General features: G+C 48.8%; 14 protein-coding genes, 2 tRNA genes and 1 pseudogene. 11 read left to right on the top strand and 6 right to left on the bottom strand.

The genetic code is table 11. The annotated features are described in order from the left end of the window. Positions 1-40: 40 nt before the first annotated feature. Positions 41-1744 (top strand): hypothetical protein, encoded by a 1704-nt coding sequence (locus CRG49_RS00645; protein ID WP_095502967.1) that lies wholly within the window; start codon positions 41-43, stop codon positions 1742-1744. A gap of 88 nt (positions 1745-1832) precedes the next feature. After that, entirely contained in the window at positions 1833-3431 is a 1599-nt protein-coding gene (locus CRG49_RS00650) for a phage terminase large subunit family protein (protein ID WP_255408362.1), read from the top strand. A gap of 38 nt (positions 3432-3469) precedes the next feature. Here CRG49_RS00650 and CRG49_RS00655 read toward each other — a convergent pair. The 5 genes from CRG49_RS00655 to CRG49_RS13790 all read right to left on the bottom strand — a co-directional run bounded on the left by CRG49_RS00655 (position 3470) and on the right by CRG49_RS13790 (position 5492). After that, positions 3470-3545, bottom strand: a tRNA-Gly gene (locus CRG49_RS00655). 1 nt (position 3546) lies between these two features. After that, positions 3547-3623: transfer RNA gene (locus CRG49_RS00660), tRNA-Ile, on the bottom strand. 113 nt (positions 3624-3736) lie between these two features. Continuing rightward, the gene (locus CRG49_RS00665) at positions 3737-4450 is read right to left on the bottom strand and encodes a S24 family peptidase (RefSeq protein ID WP_095502965.1); all 714 of its coding nucleotides are present in this window, start codon (positions 4448-4450) and stop codon (positions 3737-3739) included. 31 nt (positions 4451-4481) lie between these two features. Continuing rightward, positions 4482-5162 (bottom strand): DUF723 domain-containing protein, encoded by a 681-nt coding sequence (locus CRG49_RS00670; protein ID WP_095502964.1) that lies wholly within the window; start codon positions 5160-5162, stop codon positions 4482-4484. 3 nt (positions 5163-5165) lie between these two features. Next, a complete protein-coding gene (locus CRG49_RS13790) occupies positions 5166-5492 on the bottom strand; it encodes a DUF723 domain-containing protein (protein ID WP_095502963.1) in 327 nt (108 codons plus the stop codon). A 728-nt stretch (positions 5493-6220) separates the two neighbouring features. On the opposite strand from CRG49_RS13790, the gene CRG49_RS00680 reads away from it, so the two are divergent. Genes CRG49_RS00680 through CRG49_RS00690 form a run of 3 tightly spaced genes read left to right on the top strand, consistent with a single transcriptional unit; the run spans position 6221 to position 7480 of the window. After that, on the top strand, positions 6221-6751 hold the full coding sequence (locus tag CRG49_RS00680) for a hypothetical protein (RefSeq protein WP_157807886.1): 531 nt from the start codon (positions 6221-6223) through the stop codon (positions 6749-6751). A gap of 55 nt (positions 6752-6806) precedes the next feature. Further along, positions 6807-7187, top strand: a complete 381-nt coding sequence (locus CRG49_RS00685; RefSeq protein ID WP_095502961.1) for a hypothetical protein — start codon at positions 6807-6809, stop codon at positions 7185-7187. A gap of 20 nt (positions 7188-7207) precedes the next feature. Beyond that, positions 7208-7480 (top strand): hypothetical protein, encoded by a 273-nt coding sequence (locus CRG49_RS00690; RefSeq protein ID WP_095502960.1) that lies wholly within the window; start codon positions 7208-7210, stop codon positions 7478-7480. A 1100-nt stretch (positions 7481-8580) separates the two neighbouring features. On the opposite strand, the pseudogene CRG49_RS00695 reads toward CRG49_RS00690, so the two are convergent. Beyond that, positions 8581-10540, bottom strand: a pseudogene (locus CRG49_RS00695) (ribonuclease E/G); the annotation flags it as partial. A 641-nt stretch (positions 10541-11181) separates the two neighbouring features. Here CRG49_RS00695 and CRG49_RS00700 point away from each other — a divergent pair. From CRG49_RS00700 to CRG49_RS00725, 6 genes are all read left to right on the top strand, one after another. Next, positions 11182-12171: an RluA family pseudouridine synthase gene (locus CRG49_RS00700; RefSeq protein WP_095503022.1), complete on the top strand. Its 990-nt coding sequence runs from the start codon at positions 11182-11184 to the stop codon at positions 12169-12171. A gap of 30 nt (positions 12172-12201) precedes the next feature. Further along, positions 12202-12765 (top strand): hypothetical protein, encoded by a 564-nt coding sequence (locus CRG49_RS00705; RefSeq protein ID WP_095503021.1) that lies wholly within the window; start codon positions 12202-12204, stop codon positions 12763-12765. Next, positions 12762-12968: a hypothetical protein gene (locus tag CRG49_RS00710; protein WP_095503020.1), complete on the top strand. Its 207-nt coding sequence runs from the start codon at positions 12762-12764 to the stop codon at positions 12966-12968. Before CRG49_RS00705 ends, CRG49_RS00710 begins: the two co-directional genes overlap by 4 nt. A 102-nt stretch (positions 12969-13070) precedes the next feature. Beyond that, entirely contained in the window at positions 13071-13724 is a 654-nt protein-coding gene (locus CRG49_RS00715; RefSeq protein ID WP_195690083.1) for an HAD-IA family hydrolase, read from the top strand. A gap of 437 nt (positions 13725-14161) precedes the next feature. Further along, positions 14162-14965 carry an ABC transporter ATP-binding protein gene (locus CRG49_RS00720; RefSeq protein WP_095503018.1) on the top strand — a complete coding sequence of 268 codons (804 nt, stop codon included), beginning with the start codon at positions 14162-14164 and terminating at the stop codon, positions 14963-14965. Between the two features lie 60 nt (positions 14966-15025). Then, on the top strand, positions 15026-15547 hold the full coding sequence (locus CRG49_RS00725) for an RDD family protein (protein WP_157807887.1): 522 nt from the start codon (positions 15026-15028) through the stop codon (positions 15545-15547). Position 15548: the final 1 nt, after the last annotated feature.

Raw genomic sequence — 15548 nt, forward strand, 5'->3', positions numbered from 1 at the left:
TTATCCTGCTATCAGTTAGTGTACTAATAAGGATACCAACATGGGTAAAAGCTTAACAACCGAAGAATTCATCCAAAAGGCGAACCGCGTCCACAACGGTCTATATGATTATTCCAAGAGCAATTACACGCACCGCCAAGACAAAGTTGTCATCATCTGTCCCGAACATGGTGAGTTTCTCCAGCAAGCAGGATTACATATGAAAGGGCAAGGTTGCCCTAAATGCAAAGGCAACAAAATTAGAGCTCAACGTGCAAAAACCACTGAACAGTTTATTGCAGAGGCCCGTGAAGTACATGGTACAAAGTATGATTACTCAAAGGTAGTTTATGTGAATAACTCTCAAAAAGTAGAGATTATTTGCCCACAGCACGGGTCGTTCATGAAAGCCCCCGATAAACACCTAGCAGGACAAGGTTGCCCACAGTGTGCCAAATTAAGAGTAGCAGATTATCATCGACAAACACCTGACGAACTGTTAGACCGCTGCGTCAAAGTACATGGCGACCGGTATGACTACAGCCGGACTGATTTCACAAAAGGCGCAAGTGCCAAAGTGGACATTATCTGCCCAACTCACGGCGTATTTCAGCAAGTCCTGACACAACATTACTCAGGTCAGGGGTGCCCACGCTGCGCCCATATAAAGATAACCAATGCCCGAAGAAGTGATACCAGTGACTTCATTGCTAAGTCTCAAGCACTACATGGTAAGAAATATGATTACAGACTTGTAGATTACGTCCAGAATAAATCACCCGTTGAGATAATTTGTCAGTACCACGGTTCGTTTTACCAGCGTCCTAACGACCACTTGGACGGACACGGTTGCCCTATCTGCGCCAAAGTTCTGCACGGTAAAAGTCGAAGCTGTGACGAGATGTTGGACTTTATCCAAAGTTTGAGACCTGATTTGAAAAGGGAAGTCCGAATTGGTCAAACCGATGACCGTCGTTGGCGGTCTGACGGCTACATCCCCGAATTGAAGTTACACATTGAGTACAACGGCCTACGCTGGCACTCAACCCAATTCAATCAGGATAAATACCAGCACCTTGAACGCTTAAAGTTAGCGGAAAAGTACGGCAAACGGGTATTATTTATCCATGAAGACGAGTGGTGGCACCGAAACAGTGCAGTAAAAAACCTGTTACGTCATACCCTAGGCAGCAGTCGTCGTATCTATGGTCGAAATTGTACAGTCCGACTTGTTAACCCTACCGAAGCTGTAGCCTTCTATGAGCAGTACCACATCCAAGGCTGCTACGTTCCGCCTGAAGTATCTTATGGCCTGTGGCATGAAGACGAGTTAGTTGCCTGTATGTCGTTCTCAACCAAGACCAGCAACAGGAAAAACCCTTACCAAGAGGATTTATGGGAATTGGTGAGGTTCGCCAGCCGAGAAGCTGTCACCGGCGGAGCCAGCAAACTGTTTAAGCACTTCATCCGCCAGCATAACCCCAAAGAAGTGGTCAGCTTCTCGTGGAACCACCTCTTTACCGGCAAGTTATATGAAACACTCGGATTCGTTAAAGAGAAGGAATTAAACGTAGACTACACCTATGTGGACGAAGTAAAGGTCAAACGACTGCACAAAGCCAACTTCCAACACAGCAGATTGAAGACACGTTTCAGCAATTACGACCCAAATCTGACCGAAGAAGAAAACTGCGCCCGTAACAACTGGTTTAGAATTTACGACTGCGGCAAAAAGCGATGGAAATGGAAAGCACAAAATGATTAACCTATTAGATTCTTACAACCGAATCAAATCCGGCGCACTGGGGGACTACTCCATCGAACAAGTCGCCGCATGGATTCAAAAAAACATTATGTTGGGAGGCCGTAAGGTCTCTTTCAAAGGCCGTGAATATCAGGAGCGTATCCTAGAGTCTACAGCTCCTTTGATTGCCGTGAAGAAATGTTCTCAAGTTGGTATCTCCGAACTCATGCTGATGCGTAATCTGGCACTAATGGACATCATTGACGGATTCAAAATCATCCACACCCTGCCTTCAGCCGTGTTCGCCCAACGCGTCATGAAGACCCGTGTCGACCCCCTAATCCAAGGCTCGGAATACGTTAAAGCCAAAATCAACAAGAATTTGGACAACGCCAGCGTCAAACAAATGGGTAACAGCCTCTTGTACCTAGGTGGTACCAATACAGATGCGGGTGTAATCTCGACACCTGCAGACGCTATTGTCGTAGACGAGTTAGATTTCTCTGTCATTGAAAACGTAGAAAAACTTCAATCCCGCCTGACAGCCTCAAAATACCGCTGGTGGAACTACGTCTCAACCCCTACCGTGCCCAATTTCGGCATCGATGCCCAATTTAACGCGACCAAACGCCATTACAGCTACTGCAAATGCACCCACTGTAACAACTGGTTCCTGCCGGACTACCTGCAGCACGTCCGTATTCCCGACTACGACGGCGACTTATTGGCCATTACTAAGAACGACCTCGGCTCAATCCGCTGGCGCGAAGCTACTTTATTTTGCCCACACTGCCACAAACCGGCGGATTTAAGTATCGAAAACCGCAGTTGGGTCTGTGAAAACCCAATGGACGCAGGTTTTGACGGCGAAGGCTTCCAAATCAACCCGACCGACGCACCTGAAATCATCTCCATGTCCGACTTAGTTCTCTGGTCCACCCGTTTTGGCCGCAAAGTCAACTTCGTCAACTACCACCTAGGTCAAACCATGGAGGACGAGGACACAGGTATCAACGACCGAGACTTAGATATTATGGAATCGGTCGGACAGCAACCCTTGCAAGGCTTCAAAGTATTCGGCTTGGATATGGGTACCGTCTGCCACCTCACCGTAGCGATAACAGACGGACAAGGCCGCATGACCGTCATCGGCCTACACACCATCCACTACACCGTATTAGAGGAAGAGCTGCAGCGTTACATCTTGCAGTACCGTCCGACCACCATCGTTGCCGACAGCCAGCCTTACGTAGAGACCATTCACCGACTGCAGCAATCTATCTACAATCTATACGGCTCCGTGTACGTCACCTCAAAGAACTTAGAGGCATTCAAAGTCATCGACCGTGAAGAAGACAAGCAGAAAACCCTGCTCGATGTCCGTCAAGTCAACGTCAACCGCAACGTGGCCTTAAACACCCTCATGTCGGAAATCCGAAACGGGTCCATCGGTATCGTCCGCAACAGTGAGATGGAGACCTTCCGCACCCACTTAAAGGATATGAAGCGTACAGCCTCCAACTACGGCGTATTCACCGGCGATGGCGACAACGCCGAACCTGATTCCTATACATGGGTCAAAACCTCAGGCAACGACCACTACCATCACTCGTTACTCTACTGCTACATCGCATCGCAAATGGTGCATCACCTGCCGCAAGGCCGGATTGCTTTACCTCCGTTCTTCTCATCATTTAAAGTTCGATAGCAAAAAAGGGTTGCCTGAGGCAACCCTTTTTATTTATTTGGAGCGGACAACGAGGCTCGAACTCGCAACATCCTGCTTGGAAGGCAGGTACTCTACCACTTGAGTTATATCCGCTTGGTGGGTGTCGCCGGACTTGAACCGACAACCAAGGGATTATGAGTCCCCTGCTCTAACCAATTGAGCTAAACACCCTATTTTTATTTAACACATTTCCAGCAATTTTCTTCTAGACGCTCGCTGCATCTTCGCGTTATACAGCCGATAAATCACAGAAATAATAGGCCGAAGCCCATTATCCCGATAACTCAAACCAGTACACTCCACCAAAAGACCTTACCCACAATATCAATTTCCGACATCTCGACCACTTCAGCAGGATACTCAACCGAGTTATAACTATACAGCCTGAATTGCTGCCCCGGCATCACTTGGATAACCTTCACCCGCAACAAATCGTCCTGTACAAACGCATAAACCTGACCATCCTTCACCACTTTGCTATCTAAATCGACCCCAATAGTCGTACCGTCAGGCATCGCCGGGCACATACTGTTACCCTGCACCGTAAAACATACCGCCTTAGAAGCCTTCACACCGGCGCGGTACAGCGTTGATTTACCAAATGGCAAATAGTAGCCGTTATAATCGTCCTGCTCAAATGCCCCACTACCTGCCGCGAATCTAATATCCTTATAGAACCTCAAGCCGACGTAATCATCTTCATTCAGTGGCTCATTGCGCGAATGCAGCATCAATTGGGGTCCTTCTCTCAACTCTGCCTCACGCTCAGCCTTTCGCGCCCTCACCACCTTACGCTTCATCGCATACAGCAAGTCCTGCGTACTGCTGTAAGCCAGCACAGACGTAAATCGGGTAAATCCACACTGCCCGATTTCAGGATGCTCCAGTTCACAACCCCTATCCATTCCGTCAAATGTCAACAGTTTAATACCGGAATCGGGGAATTTATTGTCCAATCTCGCCTGCGCTTCTTCAAACGTCACTTTAAGCTTTGCCATTTCCTACATCCTTATCAGTTAAACGGTTCCGTCAGTAGTGATTCGCCGTTACATCACCACCTACCTGACTGTTACTATCCCCTTGCAGCGACTGGGCAACAGAGCTTAAAGGTTGATCCACCCCCACCGAGGACTTTTTACCGGTCAAAATGTAATCGATGTTGTAACCATAACCTGCCATCTGAGCCAAAAGATTAGAAGGCAGCAGCTCCGTAGCGGTTTCATATGCCATAAGCAGCGGTTTCTCGATTGCCAACCTATCTGCAATTTCCTGTCTGGAAAAATCAAGTCTCACGCGCTCAGCCACAAGACGGTCGGCCAAGGCTTCATCATGCACGACCCGAATCTCAGGTTGTGCGGCCTTTCTCCTTCTTCGTTTGGGCTTATCCTTGTTACCTAAGTACTGGATGGCGGCTTCTTTGAAACTTTCCGCGTCTGCGTTTTCCTCGACCAGAACACGCAAGGATTTTAAAAAGGCTTGGTCATTTTTATTTCTGGTAATGGTAGCCTGTTTTTTATTTTCTACACCGCAAGCCGGGCAACCTTTCTCTGACCTCAGTAAGTTCGACAATCTGGCTACAGTCTGTTCGCCATGCTTTGGGCAGCGGATGGTGACTTTTTCTGCAATACCTCGGAAATCTACCAACTCAAACCCTGAATCAGGAAATGTTTGTGTCAGCTGCTCTTGCGCCTGTTCAAATGTGTAAGCCATCTGTCAATCCTTATCCACTCTTGGTAATTCGATACCGTGCTTTACGAGGGCAGCCTCTAATTGCACGACTCGCTTTTTCAACATCTCATATTCTACTGCCCTTTGCTTAAACCTATACCCTGCTTGCTTATGTCGGTGCAGCGTGCCGCATTCCGGGCACCCTGCTACCGAACGCATGATTTCTGAGTACGAGGACACAGTTTGTATGCCGTGGGTCTTACAGCGGATGACGCAAGGTTTACTTGCCCCGCTGTAGGTCACAAGTTCTATATCGGGGAATTTAAGCCGGAGTCGTTCGACCGCTTCACTAAGTTTTAATGGTTTGGGCATGAGATGTAAGTCCTAGGTCTTAGGTTCTAGGACTATTATACAGGGACTTGGGTAGTGGGTCAATGTCATGAGACATGGAAAAAGATTGGAGAAATCTAAAATTTTTAGAGAGGGACCTATATAACGCGCAGGCCTACACGTCAGAAAAATGTATATACGTCACAGGCTACAGGTCATATGACAAAGGAATAATAACCTACAGCTTAGGCCATAGGTTATTAGCAATAGAATCAATGACTTGTAAATTATTTCCTAAGTCATTGATTTTATTGCTGATACTTTTCTTGCTTAGAAAGTCGTAATGCCGTATTATACATACATGGAAACAAGGCAAGGCAAGGGAGTCCATCCCTTACATTGCTTTACTCAATGTTAACGCAAGTTAACAATTCATTGAGTTATAATTGTTCCATGCTTTTGCTCTTTAACAGTTCGCATATTTCAATACACGCCTGACAAGGGCATCACGCCATGATGACTTTGTCCGATGCCTGCCCGTGTTTTACGCGGGAAAAACAGCGCGGGTAAAGTTTCCCGAGTCAGCGCGTTGAGAGAGTGCGAACTTTATAGGAGTAATGTAACCTTTAGCTCTCTAAAGGTGGGCGATAATATCACCCTAAACATTCTTGATGAAATGTTTAGGGTGATATTTTTTTCACTCATGTTAGGCACACCGATGCCTTCGCATGATTTTTACTAACACTTTTTTTTTGAAAGGTGAATATATTATGTTATACGCTGAAAAATTTGTCAACACCGCAAACGCATTAACAATCATCGCTGAATCTGCACAAGAGCTGATGGCGCAACGTAAGCAGAAGCGTCGCGAGCTGTTTGAAGCGTTTAAAGCGTCTTTAATAGAAGCGTTGTTAGACCGCCCTGAAGACTGGCAAGCGGTTGTTACAGAAGGCTTTACCCGTCTCGATGAGGTAACACTCAAAACGTTGCTTTCAGCAAAAACGGCCGACGGCCGTAAAGCTAACACCCTTTGGCGAGCTGACAAGGGTTTTGCAATCAAATCGTCTAAAATGAACCAAGACGGCATCAATTTAGTCGAAACCTTGATTAACCCGTTCGAAGCGGAAAAAGTAACCAGACCGCCTAAAGGTGAGTTTGAAAAAATGGTTAGCAGTCTAAAGACGGTTTTAAACCGCTTAGACAAGGTAACTTCAGCAGACCTCATGATGCGTGAAAATTTAGAAAAGTATATCAAATTCTACCAAAACTTGGTAGATGATGAGAAATCTTTAGGCGAATAAAACAAGAGCGGGGGATTTCCCCTGCTCCTTTGCAACCCACCAAATGAGAATGATTATGATTAAGTTTATTTCAACACGCCGAGCGGTTTCCTTAGTCAAGGGAACAAAGCATTGCCCATTCAAGAGATTAGGCCTGACAGTACCTAATCAAAACGACTACCTTGCCGAGCTGAACAATTACCGTCTGTATAATCCGGCATTTAAACGCCTTTGGAATCAAGCCCTAAATTGGGCGAAAAAGGAAGCTGGTGAACGGGATACGTTTGCAGTCTTTTATAAATCGTCACCAAAATCGGTACAAGATTTGTACCCGTTCACGGCTACAATCAAGGACGCTGAACAGCGTCGTAAGTTCTACGTTGCTGTTCGTGAGTATCACGCCTACGGGCGTTTGCCTTTTGGATTTGGTAAGGGTAATATTGAAATATCCCTATAACCAAACCCGAAAGGAATAAAATGCAGGAATTAAAACAAGAAGCTCAAGACTTGTATCACAAGATTCAAGCCCTAGAAAAGGCCCTACGGGCTGAATTGTGGGCAGAAGCGAAGCAGTTAGGTGTAACCCCTCTCTCAAATCATTTGGCGTATAATTCAGCCTACATGAAATTGGTGGATATAATGATTAACTTGGACCTGTGTAACAGCCCAAATATAACAGAACCTGAGTTAAAGATTAGGTTTGCTACCTTCAAGCCTTTAGCCTTGGCAGCTCTTGAAGAACACGCCTAACCGTGTAAATAAAGCCCTAGGATTTGAGTCCTAGGGCTTTCTTTTTGCTTGTTAGTTCCTAGGCATTAATGCGCGTTTACAGCGTCATAGTTCCTAGCTCCTAGTTTCTAGCTCCTAGTTTCTAGCTCCTAGCTCCTAGCTCCTAGCTCCTAGCTCCTAGCTCCTAGCTCCTAGCTCCTAGCTCCTAGCTCCTAACTCCTAGGCGTTAATACGCGTTTACAGCGTCATAGGGCTTAAATCCTGCGTTCTAAAGATTAAGACATATAACCCCCTAGGGATAACTTCCTAGGGCTTATTTTTAGGGAAAATCATGAGTTTGAAATCGAATTTGAAATTGAAATTGAAATTGATTCTAATCGTAATTGGAATTGGAATTGGAATTGGAATTGGTCTAACAGCCTGTTCAAAGCCTGAACAGGTTATTGTCTGCAGCATGGTCGAAACCGAATATGAAATATTGTCACGGTTCGAGCGTGAACCGTGTTCCGTGTGGATTGAAGACTAATCCCTATAGGCTATTAGGTTTGAACTTGTACAGCGTTCCTAAGAGCTATTAGGTTTAGCCTGTACAGCGTTTCTAAGAGCATTAAGGCTTAGGTATTAGTTAATAGCCTGTACAGCGTTTCTAAGAGCTATTAGGCTTAGGTATTAGTTAATAGCCTGTACAGCGTTTCTAAGAGCTATTAGGTTTGAACTTGAACCTAATCCCTATAGGCTATTAGATTTGGCCTGTACAGCGTTCCTAAGAGCTATTAGGTTTGAACTTGTACAGCGTTTCTAAGAGCTATTAGGTTTGAACTTGTACAGCGTCTTAAGAGCTATTAGATTGCGATTGTTGTTGCGGTCGCGTTGGTTGCGGTTGTTGCGCTCACGCGGCTGCTTTTCTGTTGACAGTGCAGCTTCAGCAACCTCTGCCACGTTTTCTACAGCAGCATTTTCAACCACGGCGTTTTCTGCTGCAGCTTCAACGGCTACGTTTTTGTTGGCATTGCGGTTGTTTCGACTGCGTTTGTTGGCAGCCGGTGCAGCTTGCTCGGCAGTTTCAGACGGCATATCGGTCAGAGCGGCAACTGGAGCAGCGGCTTGGTTGCGTTCTTCTTTATTCGAACGGTTGCGCTCGCGGCGATTGCGGTTGTTGTCCTTGCCTTCCGTTTTAGCTTCGGCCTTGTTGTCGGCTTTGCTGTCAACGGCTTTGGCTTCTTTGGCTTCGGCGCTGACTTCTTGCACTTCTACCTTGCTGCCGTCACGCTTGTTGCGGCGCGGATTTTGGCGGCGGTTTTGCTGACGGCGGTTGTTGTTGCCGTTGCGGTTGCCGTTCGCTTGGCGTTTTTCGGCTTTTTCTTCCGCCGGTTTTTCAGGCTCGGCAGGGGTCGTTTCGCCACCGAAGATTTTGCCCAACCACGCTTTGAAGTTGTCCCACCAAGTGGCCGGCTTTTGCTCGGCTACGGTCGGCGCAGGTTGAGTGTGCTGCACGCCTTTGACCGCAGGCTCAGGGCGGGCGGCTTTGGCGCGCTCGCTGCCAAACGGTTTGGCGTTTTCGTCTTCTGCTGGCTCGGCCACGCGTTTGTAGCTCGGCTCGCCGTCTTCTTCCACATCATCGGTGCGGATGCGGCTGATTTCGTAGTGCGGATTTTCCAGATGAATGTTTGGAATCAGTAATACAGATACATCCAAACGCTCTTCCAAGCCAAACAGCTCGGCGCGTTTTTCGTTCAGCAGGAAGGTCGCCACATCCACCGGCACTTGTGCATGCACCTCGCCGGTGTTGTCTTTCATGGCTTCTTCTTGAATGATACGCAACACGTGCAGCGCGGTCGATTCGATGCCGCGAATCACGCCGGTACCAGCACAACGCGGGCAAGCCACATGGCTGCTTTCGCCCAAAGCCGGTTTCAAACGCTGGCGGCTCAATTCAAGCAGACCAAAGCGCGACAATTTGCCCATTTGCACACGGGCGCGGTCTTTTTTCAGCGCGTCACGCAACACGTTTTCGACATCGCGTTGATGTTTCGGGTTTTCCATGTCGATGAAGTCGATGACCACCAAACCGCCCAAGTCGCGCAAACGCATTTGGCGTGCCACTTCTTCGGCCGCTTCCATATTGGTTTTGAAGGCTGTGTCTTCGATGTCGGCACCGCGTGTGGCGCGGGCGGAGTTGACGTCAATCGACACCAGCGCTTCGGTGTGGTCAATCACAATCGCACCGCCGCTCGGCAGGCTGACGCTGCGTGAGAACGCGCTTTCGATTTGGTGTTCGATTTGGAAACGCGAGAACAAAGGCGTGTGGTCTTCGTAAAGTTTCAGACGGCCTACGTTGTTCGGCATCACATAGCTCATGAATTCAGACACTTGGTCGTGCACTTCTTGATTGTCGACCAAAATCTCGCCGATGTCGGGGCGGTAGTAATCGCGGATGGCACGAATCAGCAGCGAGCTTTCCATAAACAGCAAATACGGATCTTTATGCGCTTCGCCCGCTTCTTCAATGGCGCGCCACAGTTTCAGCAGGTAATCAAAGTCCCACTGCAATTCTTCCACGCTGCGGCCGATACCGGCGGTGCGCGCAATCAGGCTCATGCCACGCGGCACGTCCAATTCGGCCATAGCGGCTTTCAGTTCGGCGCGCTCTTCGCCTTCGATACGGCGCGATACACCGCCACCGCGCGGGTTATTCGGCATCAGCACCAAATAGCGTCCGGCCAAGCTGATGAACGTGGTCAGGGCTGCACCTTTGTTGCCGCGCTCGTCTTTTTCCACCTGCACGATGACTTCCATGCCCTCTTTGAGCACGTCTTGAATGCGGGCGCGACCGCCTTCGTAATCTTGGAAATACGAACGCGACACTTCTTTAAACGGCAAAAAGCCGTGTCGGTCGGTTCCGTAATCCACGAAACACGCTTCCAACGACGGCTCGATGCGGGTAATCACACCTTTGTAGATGTTGCCCTTACGCTGTTCTTTGCCCAGTGTTTCGATGTCCAAATCCAACAGATTTTGGCCATCGACAATCGCAACGCGCAGCTCTTCGGCTTGCGTTGCATTAAATAACATACGTTTCATGATAGTAACCTCGTTGGGCTGCACCGTCTTTTCAGACGGCCTCACGCAGCCGGCTGGCACTCACGAGGCGGGACACGCTGCTTATTTGAAAACTCGGTAAGCAGGTTGTTTGTCCTGATGTAATCAGTTTTTGAGTTGAATTTCCGCAAGGTTTCATGCCGTCTGAAAAAATACGGTCATGTGCGGTCGGGTTCGGATAAAGAAGGTCATAAAGAACAATTCGGTATCGCAAAATAAAAGATACCGCCGCCTGTATACCATCTTTTCAGTATGTCAGGCCTAAAATCAAGCGCGGGTTGAACATCATCAAGCCGCATAAATCAGGTAGCCGTCATCTTCTTCATCGTTTGCCTGTTGTTATTCTTCAGATTGCTGCGCGGCGGGGTAAAACCCTGAAAATCCGTTCGTCTTATGCTCTGTGAGATGGGCAAATCAATTCAAACTTAATTACGCTCTTCCGTTTACTGGCTGTGCATAAACAGAAGGAAATGCTTTGTAGAGTGCGTTTTTAATATAAAATCTATTTTTAACAGTAAATCCGTTTTCCGAAAGGGATTTTCCCTGCGGCAGCGTCGGCTGCAACTTCATGCCGCGCGCCCGTTTACAAAACGGTGAAAACGAATGTTTGGATTATAGAGAAAATGCACCCAATACGCAAAGATTCAGTCAGCCAAATCACCCTTACCGAACACGAAGCAGGCCAACGTCTTGATAACTATCTGATAAAAATTCTCAAGGGCGTGCCGAAAAGCCATATTCACCGCATTATCCGCGCCGGTGAAGTGCGGCTGGATAAAAAGCGCTGTAAACCCGACACCCGCATCGCAGCCGGCCAAATTTTGCGCATTCCACCCATCCGCATTGCCGAAAAACAAAGGCCGTCTGAAAACACAACCGCCGCCCCTGCGCGCGAATTTGAGATTGTGTATGAAGACGATGCCTTGTTGGTCATCAACAAACCCTCCGGCGTGGCGGTACACGGCGGCAGCGGCGTGAGCTTCGGCGTGATCGAACAAATCCGCCAAGCCCGCCCCGAAGCCAAATATCTGGAACTGGTGCACCGCCTTGATAAAGACACCAGCGGCCTGCTCATGATTGCCAAAAAACGCAGCGCCTTGGTGAAACTGCACGAAATGATCCGCAACGACCATCCGAAAAAAATCTATCTGGCACTGGGTGTAGGCCGTCTGAACAACGACCGTTTCCACGTCAAACTGCCATTATTCAAATATACCGGCGCACAAGGCGAAAAAATGGTGCGCGTGAGTGACGACGGCCAATCGGCACACACCATTTTCCGCGTGCTCAAACGCTATTCAGACGGCCTGCTGCACCAAGTCGGCCTGTCTGCGCTGACCTTGGTTGAAGCCACGCTCAAAACCGGCCGCACCCACCAAATCCGCGTGCACATGCAGTCGCAACACAGCCCCATCGCCGGTGACGAACGCTACGGCGACTACCAAGCCAACAAACGCCTGCAAAAGCTCGGTCTCAAGCGCATGTTTCTGCACGCTTCCGAGCTGCATTTAGACCATCCGCTCACGGGCGAAAAGCTGGTTTTAAAAGCCGAATTGCCGCAAGAATTGACGCAATTTATCGTGATGTTGGACAATCAGCATCAGGCCGTCTGAACAAAACAAACACGACAAAGGAGACGCATCATGAAAAAATCCACATTATCCAAGCTATCGGTCGCTGTATTGGCCACATTTGCCCTTTCCGGCTGCCACTTAACCAGCCGCGCATTGGACAACATCGACGCGGTGCCTGAAACCGTCATCACAGATGAAAACATCTATTCTTTCGGCTTCACCAAACCCGACAGCAAAAACCTGCCGCCCAATCGCTTGGTGATGCTCGCGAAAAAAAAGCCCTATGTGACCGACATTACGCCCGACAACGAGATGGTCAAAGTCTTACGGACAACAGAATTGAGCAAACAGTTTGAAGTGGTCAATCGCGAAAACCGCCCAAAAAAATTAGGGATATACTCATACATCTCAAACCCTGATACCTTTTCAGCCTATTCTGATCATGTTGATGGCAAGGAGCGTATCTGTCTGGCTTACCGTTTTGAACCGAACACCAATCCAGCATTGAAAAAACGCGAAACGGCAGTATTGACCCAATTAGGCTTCAAGCTTGCCACCACCCCTGCCACACAACAGCAAAAACTGCTTTACCTCGCTGCTATAACGGCACCCAAGGGAAAATATACGCCATGAAGACCCCTCTGCCTTCTGAATATCGTTTTGAAACGCCGGTAGTCGTCCGTGTTGAAAGCCAAAAAGGTGACGTCGGGCTAACTGCTACAGGTCTTACCTCGACGATTATTCTGACGCCATTTGCCATTGTCGGCGACCTGATTATGCTGCCGGTTATGCCATTTGTTGGGCCGTTTATATGGCCGCGCGGTACCAAAATATAAGTAAATGGGATTGGTTTTTCAGACGGCCTTGAACATTCTGCACCATCCCTTAAATGCTTGTTGCCCATGATTTCATGGCCGTCTGAAAATACAAAGGAACCGATTATGAAACCAAAACTCGTTATTTTCGACTGGGACGGCACGCTGGCCGACACCACCCTGCCGATTATCGCCACCGTGCAGGAAAGTTTTACCGTAAACGGCCACGCCGCGCCTGAAGCCGACCAGATCCGTCCACTTATCGGCTACAACCTGCCGACCATCGTGCGCCATCTTGCACCGGATTTGAACTTGCGCCAGCAGGAAGAAATCATGGAAACCTATGCCGCGCATCACTTAAACCCAAACAACCGCAACATGACCCTGTTCCCCGATGCCATCCCCTGCTTGGAAACATTGAAAGCACAAGACTATTGGCTGGCCGTAGCCACCGGCAAAGGCCGCACGGGCTTGGACAATTCCATCGCCCAAACCGGCACCGCCGACTTTTGGCTGGCCACCACCTGCGCCAGCGAACAGCCGTCGAAACCCGCGCCGGACATGGTGTTGAAATTATGTGACGAGCTCGGTTTGATGCCGTCTGAAACCGTGGTTATTGGTGACACCACCCATGATTTGGACATGGCCGCCAACGCAGGCGCGCCGGCAATTGCGGTCACCACCGGCGCGCATACGGAAGAAAAACTGCGCACCAGCCCGCATTTGACGATTTTGCCGGATTTGTCTGCTTTACCGGATTTTTTGGCGACTTTGTGATCTGAATTGCGGATAATAAAAGGCCGTCTGAACGTCAATATTTTCAGACGGCCTGAGACCTTTGCAAAACCCTAGATTTGAGTATGCTTCAAAGTTGTAGCAGCGCAGAAAGCACAGACATATCACAAAGATAGGCAAGCTTTCGAGCAGCGCACAACGAAGAAATGTGCCAAAGATAGGGATTTTGCAAAGGTCTCAGCCTTTTGGTATTTACTTCATCGAAAAAAAATACTGTTTACCCCCACCAAACCGACACACAATTACATACATTCATGTATGCTGTTGCACGATTACCACCCGCTGAAATCCGCCAATGCCTTATCTTTTCACGCGTTTTAACAAATTATTAAAGCCCTTAAGGCCGTCTGAAATTGCCCTCAGCTATCAGAAGCATTAAAATGCGGGTAATTAAAATACATCCAACCCGCATTCTGTTTATGAACCCGACGCCCTTTATCGAAATGAAAGACGTGGCTTTTGCCTATGGCGACCGCCCGATTCTGAGCAATATCAATTTCACGATTGAGCAAGGGGCGTTTGCGGCCGTGATGGGTGGCTCGGGCAGCGGCAAAACCACGCTGATGCGCTTAATTACCGGCCAGATTCATCCGCAGCAGGGGCAGGTATTGATTGAAGGCCGCGATTTGGCCAAGTTTTCCGCCGCCGAATTACACGAACACCGCCGCCGTATGGGGGTTTTATTCCAACACGGCGCGCTGTTTACCGATTTGACCGTGTTCGACAACGTGGCATTTCCCATGCGCGAATTAACCAAGCTGCCTGAAGCGGTGATTCGCGATTTGGTGTTGCTGAAACTCAATGCCGTCGGCCTGCGCGGCGTGGAAAAACTGATGCCGTCTGAACTTTCCGGCGGCATGGCGCGACGTGTGGCTTTGGCACGCACCATCGCACTTGACCCTGAAATCCTGCTGTATGACGAACCATTTACCGGCCTCGACCCGATTTCGTTGGGCGTAATTGCCCACTTAATCAGCCGCGCCAATACCGCGCTGCGTTCGACCAGCGTGATGGTGACGCACGATATTGAAAAATCGCTGCAAATCGTCGATCAAGTGATTTTTTTGGCACACGGCGAAATCATGTTCAGCGGCTCGCCTGCCGAAATGCGCGAACTCGATTCGCCGTGGGTACAGCAGTTTGTCGGCGGCTTGGCCGACGGGCCGGTGGCTTACCGCTATCCGGCACAAACCACTTTACAGCAGGATTTATTGGGCGGTTAAGAATACGATTCAGACGGCCTGATGCATGATGAAGGCCGTCTGAAACATAAGGAGACGCCAATGCCTTCTACCCAATATAAAATTCGCCCCGGCACCACAGCCGTGGCCATCAACGAAGCCGCTGCCAAACTCGGCCTGAACTTGGCTTCCCCATGGAAACGCTTGGGTGCGGTGTTGATTAACCAATTTTTTGCAACGGTGTGTTTTATCGTGATGGTGGCCGTATTCAGCCTGACTGACCAATACACGCTCAATACGGATGCCTTTTTGTTTATCAACTTGGGCACCTTTTTACTGTTGCTGCTGTTTTATCTCGGCGTGCAGCTTCATTTTATCCGCCGCCACGGCCAAACCGTCGGCAAGCGGCTGATGAAGATTCTGCCGGTGTTGGAAGCAACGGGAGAACGACTGACAGCGGCGCAATATGTGTTCAAACGCGAACTGTTGATTTATGCCATCAACAGCTTGGTCGGACTGCCCATATTGATTAATGCTTTTTTGGTGCTTTCGCGCGGCTACAACCGCCGTTCACTGGAAGACATGTTGGCGAAAACCATTGTGGTCGATGCACCCGACCATTAAA

Origin of the sequence: Neisseria sp. N95_16 (assembly GCF_002551535.2) — a bacterium.
In the GTDB taxonomy this organism is placed as follows: domain Bacteria; phylum Pseudomonadota; class Gammaproteobacteria; order Burkholderiales; family Neisseriaceae; genus Neisseria; species Neisseria brasiliensis.

Coding starts and splice junctions, on each gene's coding strand:
- CRG49_RS00645 (WP_095502967.1), top strand. CDS start 41: ATGGGTAAAAGCTTAACAACCGAAGAATTCATCCAAAAGGCGAACCGC.
- CRG49_RS00650 (WP_255408362.1), top strand. CDS start 1,833: ATGTTGGGAGGCCGTAAGGTCTCTTTCAAAGGCCGTGAATATCAGGAG.
- CRG49_RS00665 (WP_095502965.1), bottom strand. CDS start 4,450: ATGGCAAAGCTTAAAGTGACGTTTGAAGAAGCGCAGGCGAGATTGGAC.
- CRG49_RS00670 (WP_095502964.1), bottom strand. CDS start 5,162: ATGGCTTACACATTTGAACAGGCGCAAGAGCAGCTGACACAAACATTT.
- CRG49_RS13790 (WP_095502963.1), bottom strand. CDS start 5,492: ATGCCCAAACCATTAAAACTTAGTGAAGCGGTCGAACGACTCCGGCTT.
- CRG49_RS00680 (WP_157807886.1), top strand. CDS start 6,221: ATGTTATACGCTGAAAAATTTGTCAACACCGCAAACGCATTAACAATC.
- CRG49_RS00685 (WP_095502961.1), top strand. CDS start 6,807: ATGATTAAGTTTATTTCAACACGCCGAGCGGTTTCCTTAGTCAAGGGA.
- CRG49_RS00690 (WP_095502960.1), top strand. CDS start 7,208: ATGCAGGAATTAAAACAAGAAGCTCAAGACTTGTATCACAAGATTCAA.
- CRG49_RS00700 (WP_095503022.1), top strand. CDS start 11,182: ATGCACCCAATACGCAAAGATTCAGTCAGCCAAATCACCCTTACCGAA.
- CRG49_RS00705 (WP_095503021.1), top strand. CDS start 12,202: ATGAAAAAATCCACATTATCCAAGCTATCGGTCGCTGTATTGGCCACA.
- CRG49_RS00710 (WP_095503020.1), top strand. CDS start 12,762: ATGAAGACCCCTCTGCCTTCTGAATATCGTTTTGAAACGCCGGTAGTC.
- CRG49_RS00720 (WP_095503018.1), top strand. CDS start 14,162: ATGAACCCGACGCCCTTTATCGAAATGAAAGACGTGGCTTTTGCCTAT.
- CRG49_RS00725 (WP_157807887.1), top strand. CDS start 15,026: ATGCCTTCTACCCAATATAAAATTCGCCCCGGCACCACAGCCGTGGCC.